The sequence below is a fragment of the Pseudoalteromonas sp. SR41-8 genome, assembly GCF_014163915.1.
GTDB lineage: Bacteria > Pseudomonadota > Gammaproteobacteria > Enterobacterales > Alteromonadaceae > Pseudoalteromonas > Pseudoalteromonas rhizosphaerae.
Genome location: NZ_JACJEE010000012.1, coordinates 53,933 through 76,531, shown reverse-complemented (window position 1 = coordinate 76,531; position 22,599 = coordinate 53,933). Strand labels below are relative to the sequence as shown.

General features: G+C 39.3%; 16 protein-coding genes. 6 read left to right on the top strand and 10 right to left on the bottom strand.

Annotated features, from left to right (window positions below):
* Positions 1-22: 22 nt before the first annotated feature.
* The 3 genes from H5162_RS10205 (at position 23) to H5162_RS10195 (ending at position 1,533) form a co-directional block, all read left to right on the top strand.
* Positions 23-514: a chalcone isomerase family protein gene (locus tag H5162_RS10205; protein ID WP_145235840.1), complete on the top strand. Its 492-nt coding sequence runs from the start codon at positions 23-25 to the stop codon at positions 512-514.
* Position 515: 1 nt separating this feature from the next.
* Complete coding sequence (locus H5162_RS10200; RefSeq protein ID WP_145235836.1) at positions 516-1,049, top strand: DUF3833 domain-containing protein; 534 nt, start codon at positions 516-518, stop codon at positions 1,047-1,049.
* Between the two features lie 208 nt (positions 1,050-1,257).
* The gene (locus tag H5162_RS10195; protein WP_145235830.1) at positions 1,258-1,533 is read left to right on the top strand and encodes an HU family DNA-binding protein; all 276 of its coding nucleotides are present in this window, start codon (positions 1,258-1,260) and stop codon (positions 1,531-1,533) included.
* Positions 1,534-1,602: 69 nt separating this feature from the next.
* Here the strand turns inward: H5162_RS10195 and ilvN are convergent, their stop codons facing one another.
* Both ilvN and H5162_RS10185 read right to left on the bottom strand, forming a co-directional pair.
* Positions 1,603-2,100, bottom strand: a complete 498-nt coding sequence (gene ilvN, locus H5162_RS10190; RefSeq protein ID WP_149980181.1) for an acetolactate synthase small subunit — start codon at positions 2,098-2,100, stop codon at positions 1,603-1,605.
* Positions 2,100-3,824 (bottom strand): acetolactate synthase 3 large subunit, encoded by a 1,725-nt coding sequence (locus tag H5162_RS10185; protein ID WP_145235824.1) that lies wholly within the window; start codon positions 3,822-3,824, stop codon positions 2,100-2,102. Before H5162_RS10185 ends, ilvN begins: the two co-directional genes overlap by 1 nt.
* A gap of 541 nt (positions 3,825-4,365) precedes the next feature.
* Between H5162_RS10185 and H5162_RS10180 the strand changes: the two genes are divergently transcribed.
* Positions 4,366-7,398: an immune inhibitor A domain-containing protein gene (locus tag H5162_RS10180; RefSeq protein ID WP_182778425.1), complete on the top strand. Its 3,033-nt coding sequence runs from the start codon at positions 4,366-4,368 to the stop codon at positions 7,396-7,398.
* 64 nt (positions 7,399-7,462) lie between these two features.
* Here H5162_RS10180 and H5162_RS10175 read toward each other — a convergent pair whose 3' ends face one another.
* The 6 genes from H5162_RS10175 to H5162_RS10150 all read right to left on the bottom strand — a co-directional run bounded on the left by H5162_RS10175 (position 7,463) and on the right by H5162_RS10150 (position 14,516).
* Entirely contained in the window at positions 7,463-8,470 is a 1,008-nt protein-coding gene (locus H5162_RS10175) for an isocitrate dehydrogenase (RefSeq protein WP_182718661.1), read from the bottom strand.
* A gap of 185 nt (positions 8,471-8,655) precedes the next feature.
* Positions 8,656-10,344 (bottom strand): hypothetical protein, encoded by a 1,689-nt coding sequence (locus tag H5162_RS10170; RefSeq protein WP_145235816.1) that lies wholly within the window; start codon positions 10,342-10,344, stop codon positions 8,656-8,658.
* A gap of 10 nt (positions 10,345-10,354) precedes the next feature.
* Positions 10,355-10,738, bottom strand: a complete 384-nt coding sequence (locus H5162_RS10165; RefSeq protein WP_145235813.1) for a DUF3192 domain-containing protein — start codon at positions 10,736-10,738, stop codon at positions 10,355-10,357.
* Between the two features lie 69 nt (positions 10,739-10,807).
* A complete protein-coding gene (xni, locus tag H5162_RS10160) occupies positions 10,808-11,581 on the bottom strand; it encodes a flap endonuclease Xni (RefSeq protein ID WP_145235810.1) in 774 nt (257 codons plus the stop codon).
* Between the two features lie 14 nt (positions 11,582-11,595).
* Entirely contained in the window at positions 11,596-12,939 is a 1,344-nt protein-coding gene (gene ppnN, locus H5162_RS10155; protein WP_182731600.1) for a nucleotide 5'-monophosphate nucleosidase PpnN, read from the bottom strand.
* Positions 12,940-12,980: 41 nt separating this feature from the next.
* Positions 12,981-14,516 carry a diguanylate cyclase gene (locus H5162_RS10150; protein ID WP_337119163.1) on the bottom strand — a complete coding sequence of 512 codons (1,536 nt, stop codon included), beginning with the start codon at positions 14,514-14,516 and terminating at the stop codon, positions 12,981-12,983.
* Between the two features lie 217 nt (positions 14,517-14,733).
* Between H5162_RS10150 and H5162_RS10145 the strand changes: the two genes are divergently transcribed.
* Positions 14,734-16,518, top strand: coding sequence for a M61 family metallopeptidase (locus H5162_RS10145; RefSeq protein WP_182778422.1), 1,785 nt, complete (start codon positions 14,734-14,736; stop codon positions 16,516-16,518).
* A gap of 21 nt (positions 16,519-16,539) precedes the next feature.
* Here the strand turns inward: H5162_RS10145 and H5162_RS10140 are convergent, their stop codons facing one another.
* The gene (locus H5162_RS10140) at positions 16,540-17,340 is read right to left on the bottom strand and encodes a glycosyltransferase family 25 protein (RefSeq protein ID WP_182760052.1); all 801 of its coding nucleotides are present in this window, start codon (positions 17,338-17,340) and stop codon (positions 16,540-16,542) included.
* 217 nt (positions 17,341-17,557) lie between these two features.
* Here H5162_RS10140 and H5162_RS10135 point away from each other — a divergent pair, with 217 nt between their 5' ends.
* Positions 17,558-19,717, top strand: a complete 2,160-nt coding sequence (locus tag H5162_RS10135; protein WP_182778420.1) for a S46 family peptidase — start codon at positions 17,558-17,560, stop codon at positions 19,715-19,717.
* 150 nt (positions 19,718-19,867) lie between these two features.
* Here the strand turns inward: H5162_RS10135 and H5162_RS10130 are convergent, their stop codons facing one another.
* On the bottom strand, positions 19,868-22,285 hold the full coding sequence (locus H5162_RS10130) for a PAS domain S-box protein (protein ID WP_182731604.1): 2,418 nt from the start codon (positions 22,283-22,285) through the stop codon (positions 19,868-19,870).
* Between the last annotated feature and the right edge of the window lie 314 nt (positions 22,286-22,599).

The window sequence follows — 22,599 nt, the reverse complement described above, 5'->3', positions numbered from 1 at the left end:
CTTAGAAATTTGGAGTCCGGTAATGATAGCAAGATTAACTAAAGGGCTAATCATTTTAATTGTATTGATATGCAGCCGAAGCTTTGCAGCTGATTTTAAAGTGGTCGGTGAGGCTCGTTTTGAGTATCTATTTTGGGATGTCTATCAGGCGCAGTTAGCAACCCCATCTGGGACCTATCAGTTTGGTAATCACCCCACTAAACTGACATTGACCTATTTACGCGATTTTGCTGCAAAGGACATAATCAAAGCGACAAACGAACAATGGCAGCATTTGGGTAAAAAAGAGATTATTAGTAAATACGATGCACAGTTAGCTGCGCTTTGGCCAGATATCAAAAAAGGTGAATCGCTATCGTTCATTACGGATGAAAATGGTATTGGCACATTTTATTTTAATGGTAAAAAGTTAGGGGCTATAGAGCAAAATGGTTTTGCGGATAACTTCTTAGCTATTTGGCTTGACGCCGATACCTCTGAGCCACAAATGCGAAAACAACTAATAGGGCAATAACATGAAGCGAATTACTACATTATTTTTACTTAGTTGCACATTTTTATTAAGCAGTTGTGCTGCGCCAGATGTTGAGTATTACCAAGGAAGTCAGCCAGAATTTAATTTTAAACAATTTTTTAGTGGCAAATTGAAAGCCTACGGCGTTGTCCAAGATTATAAAGGTGAATTAACCCGTAAGATGGTTGTTGACATGAATGCGAGCTGGGATGGCAATAACGGTGTTATAGAGGAAGATTTTGTTTACGATGACGGTGAAACTCAACGTCGAGTGTGGAACATAACACTCAATGCAGACAATACTTTAACTGGCACTGCAGGTGATGTCATAGGTATCGCGAAAGGGAAAAGTAATGGCAGTGTTTTTCATTGGCAATATACCCTAAAACTACCTTATGGAGATGACACCATTGAAGTTAATTTAGATGATTGGATGTATCTGGTAACACAATCACGCTTGATTAACCGTACAGCAATTGATAAGTTTGGCATTGAGGTTGGGGAAGTAACCTTAGTTATCGAAAAAGTTGATTGATCAACAAATTACCATATTGATTTACTAAATAGTGCTTAAGTTCATTGTTGGTTAATCTTTAAATCAATATTTATTTCGGCAATTATTTAAAATTTACTCATTTTTTAAGAATTTACGTGAAAAAAGCATTTTGCTGTTGCCAATACTTAAAAAATGCATAAAGATAGGTTTTGCGAAGGCAAAATAATAACGAATAGGAATTTAACAAATGAATAAAGCTCAATTAGTTGAAAAAATCGCTACTGATGCAGAAATCTCTAAAGCAGCAGCTACACGCGCACTTGACGCATTCACTGGTGCTGTTACTTCTTCTTTAAAAGAAGGTAATTCAGTTGCACTAGTTGGTTTTGGAACTTTCTCTGTAAAAGAGCGTGCTGCACGTACTGGCCGTAATCCACAAACTGGTGCCGAAATCCAAATTTCAGCGGCAACTATCCCAAGCTTTAAAGCAGGTAAAGGTCTTAAAGATCAAGTTAATCCTTAATCAATTAGATTGGTTAAATAAAAAAGGGCTGATTAGCCCTTTTTTTGTATCTGCTCATTAATCTAAGGTTTAAGCTTTTAGTGCTTTATCACCGCGGCCAATACCTACCGCACCAGAGCGTACAACTTCAATTATGTCAGTCTCATGGCGTAAGGTATCTAAAAACGATTCAATTTTATCTGTGCTACTAACAAGCTGCAATGTGTAGCTGTTGCGACCCATGTCTAAAATAGCACCTTGGAATACATCTACCACCCGTGTTACTGCAGCTCGCTTAGCTTCATCTTGAGCGAATACTTTTACTAATAGCAGCTCACGTTCAATATGCGCCATTTCAGTTAGATCAATAATTTTTAATACATCAACTAATTTATTTACCTGTTTAGTGATTTGCTCAACCACACGGTCATCACCCATGGTAGTGATAGTAATACGTGATAAAGAATGATCGTCTGTTGTGCCAACTGTTAAACTATCAATGTTATAAGCTCGTTGTGAGAATAGGCCAACAATACGCGATAATGACCCTGGTTCATTCTCAAGTAAAATAGATAATATACGACGCATTATGCTTTCACTCCTTTACGTAACCACATTTCATCAACTGCTCCAAGCTTAATTTGCATTGGGTATACATGTTCATTTTCATCAACAAGAATATCTAAAAACACTAAACGGTCAGTGATCGACATGGCTTTATCGATTGCGGGCTGTAGTTCATCAAGAGTATTAACGCGAATACCGACATGGCCATAACTTTCAGCAAGTTTGACGAAATCAGGTAACGATTCCATATACGACGATGAGTGACGACCGCCATAGACCATATCTTGCCATTGACGCACCATACCCAGAGAGCGATTATTCAGTGACACCACTTTTACAGCCAAGTTATATTGTAAACATGTCGAAAGTTCTTGAATGTTCATTTGAATCGAACCATCACCGGTGACACACACTGATTCTTTATCCGGGAACGCAAGTTTCACTCCCATTGCCGCTGGCAGACCAAAGCCCATAGTGCCAAGACCCCCTGAGTTGATCCATTGGCGCGGGTTTTTAAACGGGTAGTACTGCGCCGCAAACATCTGATGCTGACCTACATCAGAGCTTATATAGGCATCACCATTGGTGGCTTTATAAATTGCTTCAATGACGGCCTGAGGTTTTATTTTATCGCCCGCAGTGCTGTAGCTTAAACATTTTTGTTCACGCCAGCTAATGATCTGACGCCACCAATCTTCTTGAGCACTACGATCAATTTTGATTGGACTTTTATCTATGGCTGTTTGTAATTGCTCAAGTACGGTTGATAAACAACCGACGACTGGAATGTGAGCTTTGATCGTCTTTGAAATAGAGGTTGGATCAACATCAACATGAACAATCGTCGCATTGGGACAGAATTTCTTCACGTTATTGGTTACCCTGTCATCAAATCTGGCGCCCAGAGCTAAGATCACATCGGCATTTGCCATCGCCTTATTTGCTTCAAGGCTCCCGTGCATACCTAGCATACCAACGAAATTAGGGTGAACACCGGAAATACCCCCCAATCCCATTAAGGTATTAGTTATTGGTGCATTGAGTGATTCAACCAAATGAGTCAGTTGCTCTGAAGTGTTAGAAATAATAATCCCGCCGCCTGAGTAAATGACCAGTTTTTTAGCTTCTAAAATAGCGGCAACGGCTTTGCGAATTTGCTTTGGGTGGCCTTTGGTATTTGGACTATAGGTTCTCAGCTCTGTGGTTGCTGGAAACTCAAAATCAAATTTAAGTGCAGGGTTTAACATATCTTTTGGCAGTTCTACGACCACAGGACCTGGGCGTCCAGTACTTGCAATATAAAATGCTTTAGCCAAAATTTTAGGAATATCTTTTGCGCTACGACAGTTAAAACTGTGTTTTACGATTGGCCGAGAGCAACCAACAATATCGGTTTCTTGAAATGCATCATCACCAATTAAGTTAGTCGGCACTTGACCGGATAGCACTACCATAGGGATAGAATCCATATAGGCTGTAGCGATCCCCGTTATACAGTTTGTCGCACCTGGACCTGATGTTGCTAATACTACGCCCACTTCACCTGTGGCACGTGCATAACCATCAGCCATATGGGTTGCTGCTTGCTCATGACGAACTAAAATATGCTCAACATCATCTTGCTGAAATAATGCGTCATAAAGATCTAATACTGAGCCACCGGGGTAGCCAAATATATATTTTACCTTCAATGCCTTTAATGCCTGAACAACTAGTTCGGAGCCATTATATTGTTGTGTACTCATCCTCATTCCTCTGTGTGCCAGTTACCGATTGATTATTATCATGAGTAATAATGTGCTATTGCACGCACTCCCCATTTATTTTGTGCAATTACCGTATAATTTAAATGCATAAAAAAACCCCCGCTTAGGGCGGGGGTTTTTAAAAAGCTACTTCACCTTCTAATACATCCCCGCTGGGCTTAAAACTAAGACCAGTACGAGTACAGTGACTAGGTGAAATTGATATTTCATAATGTTATTTTTCTTCTCGGTATTTGTTATGTAAATTTTAATGAGTTATTGCGCCGTAATAGCCAAATACACACTAAGTCTACTAATTCAATAGCCTTATTTTTAAAGGTTTTGCCAGCTAATGTCAACAGCCAAAACGGCAATGTTGCATTAAAATTCCAAATTAATTGTTTTTCTACTTAAAAATTGCTTTAAATCGCATTATTAGCCGTGGAAAATAAAGAAATTATGCTTTTTGATTTGTTGGGGTATTCAAGGTGTACCTATAACTGTAATGTAAGTATATAAATTATTAGCTATTATTATCTTTATGAAGTTGTTGATAGGTGATCCTGTGAAATACTCACAATTGTTATGTGCACTGACTTTGGTATTGTTAAGTCAACATAGTGTGGCAATACCACAAAATAGTAGCCCAACTGATATTGGTGTCGTTAATAAAGAGCGAATTTTATATTGGTTAGATAAACGCGGGCAGCTTGACGATAAAATAGCGAATGACAAATTATTATCTGATTATATTGGCCGTGGTGGATCAGTGCATTCACGTCGGCAACTAAACCCTCAAGTTTTAACTCAACAACGAAAAATGGCTCAGCGCTTAGCGAGTGTGTCTTCGCAGTTACCTAATTCGAAAAAAAATACCGTAAAAGTGTTGGCTATATTGGTTGATTTTCCTGACTTACCTCATGATGATAATGGCTTAGCCGCAGCTGACAGCGATATGTACTACTCAAGCTATAGTCAGCAGCATTACCAACAAATGTTATTCGCTACTGATGGTTACTCAGGACCTCAGCAGCAAACTTTGCAAACAGCATATCAATATTATCAGCAAGCCTCAGGGGAAAGCTTAGCATTTACGGGTCAAGTTTATGGCTGGGTAACAGCCGATAATGATGCGAAAAGTTATGGGGCTCGCCAAGGGGGAAATAATGATATTGATGCACCAAGTTTAGTGCATGAAGCGGTAGAAAAAGCCGTAGCCAAATTTAATATTAATTTAGCCGATTATGATTTAACAGATTTGGATGATCGTGATGGTGATGGGATCACCAATGAACCTGATGGCATTATTGACCATGTTATGATTTTCCACTCGAGTATAGGTGAGGAAGCCGGCGGTGGTATATTGGGTACTGATGCAATTTGGTCACATCGTTTTTATGTGTACGATCAAAACAATCAGCCAAGTGCGGTTGATGGCAGTAGTATTCGTTTATTTGGTTATACTATCAATCCTATCGACGCTGGTATTGGCGTGGTGGTACATGAGTTTGGTCACGACTTAGGTTTGCCTGATGAATATGATTTAACCGGCAGTGCGCTTGGTGAGCCTGTGGCATTATGGTCAGTTATGTCTGGTGGTAGTTGGGCAGGCTCACCTAGCGGTTCACAGCCGGTGATGTTCAGTCCTTATGCACTCGAATATTTACAAAACCGTTATCAAGGAAACTGGCTTAATCAAACGACGATATCGTTAGACGAAATCGATACCAATCAACAGCAAATACTTCGCCATAGTAGTGGGGTATCAACTGAATTAAACCAGTTGAAAATCACCCTGCCAACTAATTTACAGCCGTTTTATCAAGCGGTAGAAGGGCACTTGCAATATTACTCTGGCAGTGGCGATAATGTTTCACAAAGTATGACATTTACAGTTAATATACCTGCAAGTACGCAGCCTACTTATCTTGATTTAAGTGCTTATTACAGCATTGAAACGGATTATGATTATGCTCAAGTATTAGTAAACGCCCAACCTATTGCGTCGCAATATACCCAAGCGGTTAATCCATTTTATGGAGACATTGGTCCATATATAACAGGGTCTTCAAGTTCAGTAAATGACGCTCAGCAGCCGAATAATTATTTACGGCATCGTTTTGACTTATCAGCTTATGCTGGTCAAACAATCACACTTAGTTTTAACTATAAAACGGACACTTATACTCATTATTTTGGTCTAGTGGTTGATGATATGACCATTAGCCAAGGTGATACTTTCGTTTGGCAAGATAACGCAGAGCAGTCAACACAAGCACAACTTGATGGCTTTAGCCGAGTGGGGGATCACATCTATGCAAAACCACACAATTACTATTTACAGTTACGTAGTTATTTAGGAATAGATAGTGGTTTACAAGTTGAGCAGTATTCACCGGGTTTATTACTTTGGTCTGCTAATGAACAGTATACAGATAATAATACTCCTGAGCATATTGGTGAAGGGTTTATATTGGTTGTTGATGCCGATCAAAATGCCATTGCAAAAGGTAATAGCAGCGCACCTGCCAGTACTACGATTCAGTTAAGAGATGCTGCTTTTAGTCTTTATGATCAGCGCCAAGGTTTAGGCGATACGCAGTTAACAGCAATCACTGAGTTTAATGATAATAATGATTACAGTTTTGCCACGCAACCGGCCTCTGGTGTAAAAGTTTCAACGTTTGGTTTTAATTTTTCTATTGTTGAGCAAGCGATTAATAATAGCTCAATTGAATTGAATTTAGGCTATACACCACAGTCTGGGATCAATGTAATTACTAATGATCTCGAAGCGAGTTTTGAAATTAAAGGAATGGCGTTGACCCCAACCGATAGTTTTAACTGGCAGTTTGGGGATGGCCAAAGCAGTGATGAATTGAATCCAAGTCATACATTTGCCGATTATGGTAGTTACACTGTGGGTTTTACTCGTACTAATGAACAAGGGCAGCAGTTTCAAGAATCGATGACTTTTGTGCTTACTGCGCCGCTATCAATTTCCAGTGTGGATACCAATATAGAGAAAGGCAATGTAACTGCAAAAGTCACTGTATCAGGTGGTCAAGCACCTTATGACTATGCATGGCAATTAGGTGATGGCTCAACTGCGAAAGGGCAGAGCATTAACCACCGCTATGAATACAGTGGCGATTATACCTTGAGCGTTATTGTAACTGATGCAAATGGCGCTATGCAGTCTTTTGCAACCCAAGTGTCGGCAGATGTATTACTTACAACACAGGCCAGTTACAGTGCAAAAGATTTGCTGGTTAATTTTAACAGTGATACCAAAGGCGGGTTTAATAATTACACTTACAGCTGGGATTTTGGAGATGGCAATGCTGTAAGCCAACAGGCTAATCCTACACACACTTATAGCCAAGCGGGAAGTTATACAGTGACACTGATCGTGACTGATACCTCTGAAAATGGCATAAAAAACACCTTACCTGCTAGCAAGCTTACTGTAACAGTGCAAAAACAAGTTGCCAGTTCAGGCTCCAGCGGTGGAAGTCTATTTTGGTTATTGTTACTGCTACCGCTCAGTTTTCGAACAAAGAGGCAAGCATAAACTAAGTGACAAAAAAGCCAGTAAATACTGGCTTTTATTATAATGCTAATAATCTAGATTTGGTTTATAAACGGTCGATAACAGCTTGTGTGAAGTCAGTAGTACCGTGACTGCCACCTAAATCGCGAGTGGTACGATCACCCGATTTAATTACGTCAGCTACAGCACTGCGAATACGCTCTGCAGTTTCGCCCATTTCTAAATGCTCTAACATTTGAATAGATGCCAAAATAACAGAGGTTGGATTTGCTAAGTTTTTACCAGCAATATCAGGTGCGCTGCCATGAACTGCTTCAAAGATTGCTGCATCTTCACCGATGTTAGCGCCAGGTGCCATACCTAAGCCGCCTACTAGACCAGCACATAGATCAGATAAAATATCACCAAACAGGTTTGTCGTAACGATAACGTCAAACTCTTCAGGGCTCATTACCAGTTTCATACAGGTTGCATCAACAATCATTTCAGTTGATTCAATTTCAGGATAACGTTCCGCAACTTCACGAGCTACTTTTAAGAATAAACCTGAAGTTGATTTTAAGATGTTAGCTTTGTGAACCGCTGTCACTTTTTTACGGCCTTCACGCACGGCTAGTTCGTAGGCAAAAGTAACAATTTTTTCAGCACCTTCACGGGTGATCATAGACATTGCTTGTGCTTCGTTGCCATCTTCTGATGTCACTTGGCCTAAACCTGAATACATACCTTGCGTATTTTCACGTACCGTGATGATATCAATGTCTTCATAACGAGCTTTGGTGCCAACAAATGATTTTACTGGGCGCACATTGGCGTATAAACCAAACTGCTTTCGTAATGTTACATTGATTGAAGTAAAACCTTCACCAACAGGAGTTGTTAGTGGGCCTTTAAGAGTGATTTTATTACGCGCAATAGTATCAATGGTATCTTGTGGTAATAATTCACCGGTTTTTTCTAAGGCAGCAAGACCTGCATCAACGAATTCATAATCAAAATCGCACCCTGCGGCTGTTAAGATCTCAAGGGCTGAATCAATAATACTCGGACCGATGCCGTCGCCTTTGATCACTGTGATGGTTTGTTTGGCCATGAACTTTTCCTATTACGAGTTAGAAATGCACGTAAATGTGACGCATTATTAAACTGCGATAACTTGTTAGATTATTTACGTGAATGAGTTTGAAAATACAAGCGGCTTTTATAGCAATTTATTCAACTTTTTGCCAGTAAAACCCACGAAAACGCACTAAATTAGTCACTATGTCTAATAAATATTCATACGCTATTGCTTAAACCTAGGCTTGGAAGCTGCGCATAAAAATCCTCGCTGGACTGCCAATCTAAGCGTTTTAATACTTGGTCAAAAGTGTGTGTTTGCCAACTACTTTGTATTGCGTTGGGTTGATATACCTTAATAACGACGAGTTTTATTGCAACCCATAATTGTGCTTCTGCAGATAAGTGTTGTTTTTTTTGCTGCTCAGCATCTAAAAGCGCTTGTGTCCATGGGTTGTCACCAAGCAATTCAAGTAAATAAGCCGATAAATGCCCACTGTCATGAACCGTGACACCAAATAGCCACGCAAAGGGCATACTTACATCACTTTTAGGTGAGTGTTCATACACTGTCTTACGGCTAATTGTGGTGCTACAGTATTCAATCAAATAATTAACGTAACCATAAATAGGCAGAGCTAGGTGCTCGAACTGGTTGTGTTGATCACGACTTACCAGTTGGTTTAATAAACTTATTATTGCCTGTAAACGTAATTGTATATGTTGCATTAATGGATGCGCTTGGTGGCTTACTAATTGCTCAAAGAGCACCCGTTGAATGATTGCTGGCGCATTATATAAGCCGACCATTGATAAACAATGGCGTAAATCTTTGCCTGCTAGCTGCTCTTTATTATAAGGCTTCACTGCTTCACGAAGTAACTCTATTGTCGCTGGATGATTGTTGAGTAATTTAGCAAGGGCACTGTATGAGTATTCCTTTTGTATTTTAACTTGGCTTATCAACATTAGTAACTGTTGTTTTTCAACGTTTACAATTTCAATAGCGGGAGCTATGTGTTCATTGAACCATACGCTAAACAATAATCGCTTGTCTTTACTTGGGCGTTGTTTTGAATGCGATTCTAGCTTTGCCTTAACACTATACCATTTGGTTTTTTGCTGCTCATGCAACGCAATTAATAAATCCCGTTGCTGGTGGTTTTTACCAATATACGTAAGCTGCTGATCGCTATAATTAACTAAAGAGCCTGGCAGGTAAGGGCCAAAATGACCGATTAATGCTTTTAATGCTTGTTGGGCAAACAGGTTGGGAGTACGGATATAAATATCAGCCACTGCTTTATAGATGTCGATATGATCATTTTGGGTACGATAAGTAATGTTCATCGCAATAATATTTGCTAACGCAACTAACGTCGTTGGTCCATCATAGATCATGATTTTTGGCGTGCTTAGCAAGGCCTGCTTATACTTATTTAAGCGCGCTAAAATACCCGCAATATGATCAGTGGCAATGTTAGCTGATTGCAGTAACTTAACTGCTAGCTGATGACGCGACTGCCATTGCTTTTTTTCTTGTTGGGTAAGAGGTTGGCGCAGGGCCAACTTATTGGTTTGTGTTTGCACACATAAATAGTTAGTTAAACACACACAAATAAGCAATTGGCTGATTTTACTGTCGTAACTTAAACTGCGACAAAATGCGGCGACAATGACACATTGATTGACTACTAAGTTGGTTGTATAACCTTGTGTTTCTGCATATAGAGTAAGTTGGGCTTGCATTGCATTTGGATGTGAATCATAGAGTTTATAATATTGCTCAGCCAGTTGTGTTAACAGCGGATAAATTTGTGGCCACTGACTTCTATTATGATAAAACCTTAATAATTTGTCAGTCTTTTCAAATAGGCTGGCAAGATCTTGTGCGCAGAGTTCATCCATAAATAATCAATTACCCGCGTTGCTCAAATGCATCAAATGCACTTGGTCCCCACAAAATCAATTCGCCATTTTTAAACAGTAAACCAGTACACTCATCCATAGTCGTGATCCCATCTGATTTGATATGTTGAGTACGGTAAAAAATAATTTGCCATACCTCTTCGTTATCACGTTTAGCGAATGTTAGATCTGGACTGCCTAAATACTCTAATACAGTGTTTAAGTTAGTCGGTGTTTCGATACTTAATTTAGCGATATAACGTTTATTGAACGCTTCTCGGTCCTGCCATATCATCGCTTGCGGATCATCTTTATAAAAAGTAATGACCAAAGTAGCGATTAAGGCATATACACCTAAACCTAATATGAGATAGCGAAAAAACTTCTTAAACATTGTGCACTCTTACGCTGAGACTTAAATTCAGTATACGCATAGTTCAAATTCAGTGCTACGTGAATGCGATTAATTGAGTCTTAACTGCTTTAAACTAAAGCCTAAGTTAATATCTGTACGTAAACCAACCAAATGTTTCGAGGTAATATAGTCAGCCATTCCTGTTGCTAACTTTTTACGTACTGCTGCAGAGAGCGTTTCATCCTCTATTGCGAATGTTATATCTGCGTGCTTACTAATAATCTCTTGTGCTGTTTTAGTACCAATTCCCTTAATACCAGGGATATCATTAGTTTTATCACCAGCCATTGCCCAAAAATCAATTAATCGAGCTTGCTCAACACCAAAACGTTGTACGATAGAGTGATGATCTAAATATTCTTTTTTAAAATAATCATACACATTAATATAATTATTTAAGCTAGGTAGAAACCCTTTATCAGTGGAAACAATTGTACAATACAACTGATTTTGCGCCATTTTATGGGCTAACGTGGCGATAATATCATCAGCTTCATCATTTACTGGGGCAAACACCACAATACCCGTTTGCTCAATTGCCTGTTTAAATTTATCTAATGAATTTTTCAGAGTTTCAGGCATGGGGGCACGGCTGCTTTTATATTGAGCGTAATAATGATAACGCCAGCTTTTATCACCATCAAATACAGCAATAGCATGTGTTGCTTGGGTGATCTTTATAAGTTTTTCACAAGCGTGAGCTACCCGCGCGCAGCAGGTATTTATCATTTGCTCATCACTGCCTTTATTTTGATTACTATCAACTGCATAAATGCGCCTAATTAAATTAAGCGCATCGATTAAAAGTAACTGACCTGACACGAATACATTAACCCTTATGCTTTGACTTCATAACATGGAACATATTGACTGCCTGGGAGTTTCATTCTTCCTTGCTCAACAAATGCTTGCAGCAGTTTATCCATGGCGTTCATTAAAGTCGGCTCACCGCTGATGATAAACCGGCCATGTTGTTTAATGGCTTGAATGCCTTCGTCTTTGACATTACCAGCAACAATACCAGAAAATGCACGGCGTAAATTAGCGGCTAGTAATTGCTTTTCTTGGTCTAAATGTAAATCAAGCCCAGCCATATTGGCATGAGTTGGCGCGAAAGGTTGCTGAAATTCATTTTCAATTTTTAACGTCCAGTTGAAGTAATATGCATCGCCCTGACTCTTGCGGTAATCACGCACATTTGCCATTGCAGATTTGAGTTTGATCCCAACTAATTCTGGGTTATCAATAATAACTTCAAATTTATCAAGCGCCTCTTTACCTAACGTCATTTCAATGAACTGGCATAATTCGCTAAAGTAATTTTCACTTTCTTTCGGCCCAGTTAAAATAACCGGTAACGACTGTTTGGCATTATCAGGGTGAAGTAAAATGCCAAGTAAATACAATAACTCTTCGGCAGTGCCAGCGCCGCCAGGAAAAATAATTATAGCGTGGGCGGTGCGTACAAAGGCTTCAAGGCGTTTTTCAATGTCTGGTAAAATAACTAGTTCATTGACGATCGGATTTGGTGGCTCTGCGGCAATAATACTAGGCTCTGTTAAACCTAAATAACGGTTGTTGGTGTTGCGCTGTTTTGCATGTCCAATGGTTGCGCCTTTCATCGGGCCTTTCATGGCACCGGGGCCACAGCCAGTACAAATATTTAAGCCTCGTAAACCAAGCTCGTAGCCTACTTGTTTAGTGTATTTATATTCGTTTTCATTAATTGAATGACCACCCCAGCAGACAATCATACTTGGATCGCTATTTACGCGAAGCGCTGCGGCATTACGCAACATATCAAAAACCATATGTGTAATGGCTTTTTGTTCGGTTAAATCTTTTTCGTATTTTTGACAAATAAATAAAATATCACGTATAACTGAGAAAATATGTTCATGAATTCCGGTGATTATTTCACCATCAACAAAAGCGGTAGTCGGAGGGTTCAGTAGCTCAATTTTTATGCCTCGCTCACGGCTTAGTAAGCGAATATCAAAATCTTGATATTTATTGTAAATCTCTGAGCTTGAGTCAGTATGACTGCCAACATTAAGAACAGCTAGCGCACAGTTTCTAAATAACTTATAGCGTTCACTGTTAGACGATTGTTCTAATAAATCAACTTCGAGCTGCGACAGTAAATCTAACACACCTGTCGGGTTTAACTGTATTAACATAGGCGTTCTCCTTGCTATAAAAAGCACTGGGTCGGTCGTAGTTATTCATTGATACACAAGCGATCACGACCGGTATTTTTTGCTTTGTAGAGGGCATCATCGGCGCGGTCAAAAGCGCCCAATGGGGTATCACCTTTTTTAAACTGAGTGGCACCGATAGAAACCGTTATCTCTACTTGTTTATCTCTGAACTTGAACGGAATTCCTTTCACCGCTCTTCTTAGTTTTTCAAGGGGTCTTTTAGCATGCTCTAAGGGCATACCTGGCATTAATAAAACGAATTCTTCACCGCCGTAGCGAGCAATGAAATCAGATTTTCGGATTGACATTTGCAATGCTTTAGCAATCACTTGTAACGTTTTATCTCCAGCGCTGTGACCGTATTTGTCGTTGATAGACTTAAAGTGATCAACATCAATCACCACTAAGGTGACATCTGATTCTTGTACTGCAAACAAATGAAACTCGTGATGAAAACGTTCGTCAAATGCAGCTCGATTTGGCAGTTTTGTAAGTCCATCAAGCAAACTTTTAAAACGTTGCTCATGCAGGCGTTTTTTGTATTTAGATAATTTTGTTTCGAGGCTGCCAATACGTTGATTTATTTCTTGGAAACTGCTTAATAGCATTTCACGGTCTTGCTGTTCAAGGCGCTCTTTTTCAATTAAGTCTTCGCTTAACGATTTTAATTCGTTATCAACTAAGGCTTTTAATGATGAGATTGAAGTGGCATTTTGGGTTTGTGCCGTCAGATTATTAATTTTACCTTCAATGCGCTTATTTAATGCTGTAAATTCAGCTCCCATTGCTTCTGAATGTTTACTTGTAGAGACAATCGAGTGATGTAATTCTTCGAGCGTTTGGTTCAATGACACTAAAAAACTTTGTGCTGATTGTCGCTCTTTACTGATATTACTGGCAATGATGCGAATAATATCGATTGCTGAGGTCAATAAATCATCAACTGAATCTGTTTCAGAGATATTATTTTTGATAGTTTTTACTTGATCTGCGGATTCATCTTCAAACACTAGATCATTAGCTAAATTTAATAACTCTTTTGCTAAACTGGGTTGTACAGCACTTTGTTGACCATCTGCAACAGTTAGTTTTACTTGTAATGCTTGATGATAAATAGTCACTAAACGATTAAGTAGCGGAATAAAATCCCGTGTCGATTGCACATTATTCAGTTCATGGTCTAGTAAATGACGCAACGTTCGGCGTGCATCATCCGGTAACCCTTTGGTTTTTTGTAGTAACTTGCCAGCATCGAGCACACTGTTATGAAGTTCACGCTGATGTGTAGCCTGTTGTGCTTCTTGGTTTTTTAGTAGTGTGAGAATCTCGTCTATGAGTGGCGCGAATAACTCAAAATCCACCCCTTTAGCCAGTGCACTACGAAACTTAGCTAAGCGATTATCAAGTTCAATATCCATCCCTTTACAGCTTAACGATAACTTAGCTGCAAAGTGTGTCAATGTGTCTACCTGATGTTTACGTGCATGTTCAACGACCATGCGAGTATCAATGGCTTGTTTAAGTTTTTTGTTTAAAACTTCGAGCTGTTGTGACACTAATAGTTACCGCCATTGATTAAATCTTTCATTGCTGTAAGTTTACAACAAAAATCGCACAAATGTAGTCAGTAAGTCAAAAACTTAGCATTTGTTGATGATTTTTATTCATTGAACCTATCTGCACGTGTATTTATCGCTTTTAATTCACATTTTCTATCATCATTGTTACGCTCAGGCACAATAAAATTAGTTGATATATGAATTAAGAGCCGCAATGAAAAAGTTTTTAGCATTATCGGTATTAGCCGCATTATCTCACTCGGCATGGGCCGATGTTAATTATTCGCTCGCTGTTACTCAACCTGAACATCATTTAGGCAACGTTAGCGTAGAATTCCCACAAACGGCACAAGCACATTTAGATGTAAAGTTGCCAGCTTGGCGAACAGGCCGTTACGAAATTTTGAACCTTGCAAACGGTGTGCGTTTTTTCGAAGCAACAGGTGAGAATGGCAAAGCATTAAGATGGGAAAAAATTGATGCTAGTACATGGCGAGTACATTTAGATAAACCAACGGAAGTTAAAATTGATTATCAAGTGTATGCCAATGAGTTAGGTAAACGCGCACGTCATATCGATGATAGTCACGCATTTATAGATGCATCAGGCTTTTTTATGTTTAGTGAATCATTTCGCCAAGAGCCAGTAACGGTCAAGCTAGATGTGCCGAAAGCATGGCGCTCAATATCAGGTATGGATAGTGCGGGCTCAAAGCATAGTTTTAAAGCCGCAGATTACGATGTATTAATTGATTCGCCGATCGAAACGGGTATTAATCAACACCACACCTTTGCAGTTGATGGCCGCGATTATGAATTAGTGATTTGGGGAGAGGGCAACTATGATGTTGAGCAAATGCTTATCGATCTGAAAAAATTAGTCGCTACTGGTAATATTATTTGGGATGCTTACCCGTATCAACGTTATGTATTTATGGTACATGCAACCTCAGGAGCAGGTGGCGCCACCGAGCATTTAAACTCAACGATTATCCAACGTCCGCGAGATCGTTTTGGTTCACGTGAAGATTACCTTGCTTTTATTAGCACCGCGGCACATGAATTTATCCATACTTGGAATGTAAAAGCATATAGACCTGAAGGTTTAGTTCCTTACGATTACACGCATATTAATTACGATAAACTATTATGGATAGCTGAAGGCTCAACCAGTTATTTTGAAGATCATTTAATGGTGCGGTCAGGGATTGCCACGACTGATGAATTTTTAAACGTGTTAACGAAAACCGTCAACCGTCATTTATTATCGCCAGGGCGCGAAGTACAAAGTGCCAGCGAAACCAGTTTTGATAAATGGATAAATCAAGGTGGTGACCATGCACGTAACTACAGTACTAATATTTACTCCGAAGGCTCATTGATTTCGATGGCTCTTGATATTGATTTACTTGAGAACAGCCAAGGTAAGCAAAGCTACCGTGATGTTCATCGTGCACTTTACAATCAATATAAAATGCCGCATGGCTTCACTGTTAAAGACGTGAAAACTATTTTAAAACAGTTAACGGGCCGCGATTACAGCCAGTGGTGGGCAAATAATGTTGATGCACCAGCAGATATTGATTTTGACGCACTGTTTAAAAAAGTAGGCTTAATGTTAGAGCGTCCAAAAGATGCAAAAGCCGTTGCCAGTGTTGATGCGATGGCAAAAAATACTGGTGAGTTATTAACTTTAACTCATGTGCGTCGCGATGGCGCTGCATGGCAAGCGGGTTTGACCAGCGATGACAAAATTGTGGCAATTAACAAAAAGCATGTTGGTAAAGATTTAAAATCAAGCTTAGAAACATTTAAAGCAGGGGATAAAGTAACCATTGATTTTATCCGCCGTGATGCACTGCAAAGCACCACGATAACGCTAGCACAAAGCTTTGATAAAGATAAAAAGCTGGTTGCTGACAAACAGGCAACTGCACAGCAAATGGCATTATTTAAAGCATGGATGGGTGTAGAACACCCAAACCTCGCTAAAAAATAAATACTATTTAATGATTCTAGGTTATGAGTAAAAAGGAGCTGCGGCTCCTTTTTTGCATTTAGGAGTAGTGGGTAAAGCACGCTTAGTCTTTTTGATAAATGCCGCCGTTGCAAAGTGATTATTTACCGCGCTACTGAGTTGCTGACCTTTACGGGCTAAAAACGATTTTTTTACGCGGGCATTGCTACGCGACTTTATATCACTTACTTGCTCACAATCTTGAGAGACTGGATACGGCAGTAATGAATAGCCTGTTACTTGAGTTTCCCATATATGTTGTAGGTCACAATCAATAGGGCGGGCAAATGTCTTAGTAGCTGCTAATAATTGTTTCGCACCTTGATAACTGATTGCAGAAGCACAACATCCTGTCATCAACTTTTTATGGATCACTAATTTTTGCTCAAACTGCAACGGCACTTGATAGGCGATTTTGCGAGTACGGTTTTGATAAGCTGAGAGTTTTATCAGTTGCCAAGTGAGCGGTAATTGTTCAATATTTTTAATTGCACTATTAATACTCGTATCTAAGATAAAGTCATCTTCGAGCACAATTGCGTAATCAAGTTTTCTATCGACAATGGTTTGCCATGCTTTGCGATGGCTCAAGTAACAGCCAATCTGCCCAGCACTGAGCGGGTAATGGTATTTTTGTTTGTTGAGGCTAGGACTGTAATTAATTTCTTTTTGCGCTTGTGAAAGCATGGCGCCATCAATTGCATCTATACGCTCAAAACTTAGCCCATGTGCAGCTAATTGTCGCTGGCTGTTTGCTAATCGCTCCGTTGAACGAGCGAGGTTGATCAAAAAAATAGCAGTCATAATTAGGCCGTGCATTATTAATAATATTTAAATCCTAGCTATTGAAAATGACCAAATGATTGCATCGTTGTGTTGTTTTTATTGCCAATAGAGCTCGAAGAAGTATTTGTTTTCAGTATTTTGTTACACAATAGTGCAGCTATTTTGTCGCAGAAATATTGACCTTGCTAAGGCTGCACGCGTAACCTGTTATAGAAACAATAAAAAGGATAAAAAAATGCGTTTAAAACCACTCATAGCATCACTTGCTATTGTAGTATCGGGCACAACATTTGCTGATGAAGGCATGTGGCAACCACACCAACTTCCTGATCTAGAATCAATTCTAAAAGCCAAAGGACTAGAAATTGACGCAAAATCGATTTCTAAATTAACCGAGTTCCCAATGAATGCTGTGATAAGCCTTGGTGGCTGTACCGCATCCTTCGTATCGCCAAAAGGGCTGGTGGTTACCAATCATCACTGTGCTTATGGTTCGATTCAATATAACTCAACACCAGAGAACAATATTTTAGAAAACGGTTTTTTAGCAACAACACCGGCTGAAGACTTACCAGCGGCACCCGGCTCTAGAGTGTATGTAACTGAAACAGTTACCGATGTGACCAAAAAAGTAATAAAAGGCACTGAAAAACTCAGCGCAAAAGCGCGCTACGACGCGCTAGAAAAAAATGAAAAAGCGTTAGTGTCAGCATGTGAAGCTGACGACAATTATCGCTGTAATGTGTATTCATTCCACGGTGGTTTAGAGTTTTATTTGATCAAATCACTAGAAATTAAAGATGTACGCTTAGCATATGCGCCTGCTATGGGCGTAGGTAAGTATGGTGGCGATATCGATAACTGGATGTGGCCGCGCCATACCGGCGACTTTTCATTTTATCGTGCATATGTAGGTAAAGACGGCAAACCGGCTGAATTTAGCGAAGACAATGTACCTTATGTGCCTGATTCATATCTAAGTGTCAGCGCCAAAGGGGTCCAAGATGGCGACTTTGTTATGGTAGCAGGCTATCCTGGGCGCACTAACCGTTACCGCATTGCTGCTGAAGTTGATTATGTATTTAATACCAGCTATCCAAAATCACGCGAGCATAATTCAAAATATGTCGCTTTGATTGAAGAAAATTCAGAAGATGGCAGCAAAGCGCGCATCGCCTACGAAAGTACTATAGCGGGCTACAATAACTATATTAAAAACTACGGTTCAATGATCGAAAGCTTTAATAAAGGCACGATGTATGAACGTAAAAAGCAATTTGAACAAGATCTAACCGCGTGGATAAACAGTGACCGTAAGCGTAAAAAACAATACGGTAAAGTGTTAAATGAATTGTCGGCGTTAGTCGCTCAATCGCAACAGCACAATGAGCGTGATCGTATGCTTGGCTATGTGCACCGCTCACAAATGATCAGTACCGCACGTAGCTTATATCGCCTAGCTTATGAGCAACAAAAACCTGATAGCGAACGTGAATCTGGCTATCAAGAACGCGATTTACCACGCTTTGAAGCCGGTTTAAAGCGCATGAGCAGACGTTTTGATGCAACAGTTGATAAAGCCATTTTATTACATTTTTTAGAGCTGTATGCCGCGTTACCTAAAGAAGAGCGTTTTGCAGAAGTAGATAAAGTTTTTGAATTAGAAAATGGCTTTGATGCAGTAAAACACAGTGCATTGCTTTCGAAAATGTATGCTAATTCAACACTTAATAATGAAGAGGTGCGCATTGCATTATCTCAGCAATCATTTGCTGAACTTGAACAAAATCAAGACCCATTCATTCAATATGCGAAGGCCATCTTTGCCGTAATGAAAGCTGAAGAAGACAAAGATAAAGCACTTGCAGGTAAACTACAAGCGGCGCGTCCACAGCTAATGAGTGCCATCATAGCGTTTAATGAAGCACAAAATAAACCTGTGTATGCAGATGCGAATAGCACATTACGTGTAACGTATGGCACTGTTGGAGGCTATTCACCGCAAGACGGTTTGATAGCAACACCGTTTACATCACTTGAAGGGCTACTTGCAAAAAACACCGATGTTGATCCATTTAACGCGCCTGAAAAACTGCAACAGCAAATCAAGGCTAAAATATTTGGTGATTACACCGGTGGCATGAATACCGTACCAGTTAACTTTTTATCAAACGTAGACACGACTGGAGGTAACTCAGGTTCACCAACACTTAACGGTAAAGCCGAACTGGTAGGCTTACTGTTTGATGGTGTGTACGAAAGTATTATTGGCGATTGGGATTATAACCCAGCACTTAATCGTTCAATCCACGTTGATTCACGTTACATGCTGTGGGTGATGGATAAAGTAGATAACGCACAAAACCTATTAGACGAAATGAAAATCGTAAAATAAGTAATGAGTAAAATAGTAGGGCGCTTACCATAACGGTAAGCGCCTTTTTTAATAAGTATAATTTGTAATGACTTATGTCTACTTTTTGCTATGAGCGGAAGTTGATTTGCCGAAGCCGAACTGGCAATAAAGCACAAACAAAGCAAGTACTTACTTTATAAATGAGCTCAGAACACCGTATAGGGTAGCAATATCAATTGGTTTTGCTATATGTGCATCAAATCCTTGGCTTAAATAATCAGCAACGTCATCAATCATTACATTTGCGGTTAGTGCAATTATCGGTATATGCTTATTGAAATTAATGATATTTTTCATTGCTTCAACACCATCCATTTCAGGCATTTGTATATCCATAAGTATCAAATCAAAGTCCTTTTCTTTAGCTGCTTCTACTGCCTGTTTACCGTTATCTACAATAGTTAATGATGCATTAGTGCCTTCGAGCATTGACTGAATGACAATTTGATTGATTTCGTTATCCTCAGCAATTAGTATTTTCTTTCCCCTCAACGGCGGCGGAGTCATAGATTTTTGTACGAAAGAGCTGACACTCTTATTGGTTATAGTTAATGGTAATATGACTCTTATAGTGGTGCCTCTACCCACATTGCTTTTTACATCGATAGTGCCTCTCATCATAAGAATAAGACTGAGGGTAATCGACATACCCAGCCCAGTTCCACCAAATTTACGTGTTGTTGAGTTGTCTGCCTGTGAAAAACGATCAAATATACGAGCTTGAGCTTCCTCACTCATTCCAACTCCTGTATCAGCCACTTCAAGACTAATAGCCTGCTTTTCTTGGTAAAGAGTTTCGCTCAAGTGAATGTTTACGCTACCCTTTTCAGTAAACTTAACAGCATTCGACACAAGATTGAGTAATATTTGCTTAACACGGACAATGTCTCCTAACCAGTGATCATTAAAATTTTCATCAATATTACTGACAAGTTTAATACCCTTATTACTGACTATGCTGTCCACTTCAAATTTCACAGATTTAATTATATCGCTAATCGAGAAAGGCTCTTGCTCTAGGCTTAGTTTATTGCTCTCTATCTTTGAGTAATCCAAAATATCGTTGATAATGGTTAACAGCGATTTAGAAGACGATACTGCATTTTTAAGCATTACTTTGGACTTGGCATCGAGATACTCAGTATTGACCATCTGCAGTCCGCCTAAAATTGCATTCATGGGCGTACGTATCTCATGGCTCATATTTGACAAAAATTCACTTTTCGTTTGGGTTGCCTGCTCAGCTTTTTGCTTAGCTACTTCTAGCTCATTTATCGCATTTATTTTATCTGTAATGTCGTAATTTACACCGATGACTTTTAGAGCGTTGCCATCATTATCTCTAATAACTTCTGCGCTAGCTTTGATTGTTCTTACCTGCCCGTTTGGATGTACTACTCTAAACTCTGGATTAAAAGCACCTAAACCTGATACGGCATCCTCTAATTGTTTGTTAGACTCTTCCATATCATCAGGGTGAAGACTATGAGTCCAAGCTTCATAAGCACCAGAAAAACAATTCTCTGTAATGCCATACAGCTTGTACATCCATTCATCCCAGATTAATTCTCCCGAAATGACATCCCACTCCCACACACCAATTTGAGCTGAGTCATTTGCCAATTTCATTCTCAGAGAACTGGTTTCAGCTTGGTTTTTTGCTATTTGTAATTCGGTTTCTATCTGTTTCTGATGGGAAGTATCTTGGATGACAGAGCAAATCAGCTCATCGCCATTTGCACTCTTAATTATAACGCCCGACAATTGTACGGGGTATTCATAACCCTTTTTATGAATATATTCTTTATAGTAAGGTCCGTAACGGCCTGTTTCTGAGAGGGATTTTAGTTGTTCTTTTTCTTGTTCTTCGTACTTTTTTGGTGTCAACTTCCAATAGTCCATTTGATTTAGTTCGTCTTTGTCATAACCACTAAAACGACTCAGTTCCTTGTTAACATACTCAAATAAACCATTATCTAACCTATTAATTGCAATGCCTACCGGCGCTAAGCTAAAAAACTGTTCAAATTTTTCTTTTTCCTCATTGAAAGCGTAGCTAATTCGTTCTATGTCTGTTGAAGCACTATGCAATTTGTTTTGCGTCTCAACTAATTCACTAATATCTCTACCTATGGCTAAAATAAAAGCATCACCATCCACATTTAATACAGTCAGAGATACAAGGCATGGAAAAGATGAGCCGTCTAATCGAGAGTGAACCCACTGAAACAGCTGTGGCCCTTTAGTCAGAGTATTTTCAATGTGTTCTGCGGCTATTTCCTCTGAACGTCTGCCACATGGTTGATACTCAGGTGAGATATCAGAAGGCTTTAAATTAATAAAGTTGTCTTTACTTTCCACGCCGTGCATATTGATTGCAGCTTGGTTACATTCTGTGAATTTACCAGATTTCAGGTCGATTATTGATAGTGCGTCCCCAGATACTTCAAACAACTTCTTATACTTTATATTTTCAGCTCTAGCGTTTGCAAGCTGAACTTTAAGCTGGTCAATCTCCGCTTCGAGATCGTTTGTGGGATTACTCATAAGAACTCACTGTTAATTGTGTTTTTTCTTTTCCTATATATAACAATAGCTATAGTCCATTTTTTGTAAAAACAGAAGTTTTAAATAGAGAGTATTGAGTGGCTATTTCCTTATAGTACCGTTTGACGAGAATCAATATTTTTTCAAATAGCTACAAACTACGAGAAGATAATTATAGTTGGCTGTAATGATAAGTGAAAAATACAACAGATTATTGTTCTTTTTATTTTTTATAGTGAATGAGTCCAGAGGACGCTCTGGAGTTAAGAAACGTTCAATCAGTCTACGCACGCTTCACAGCCTTAGCAGACTAA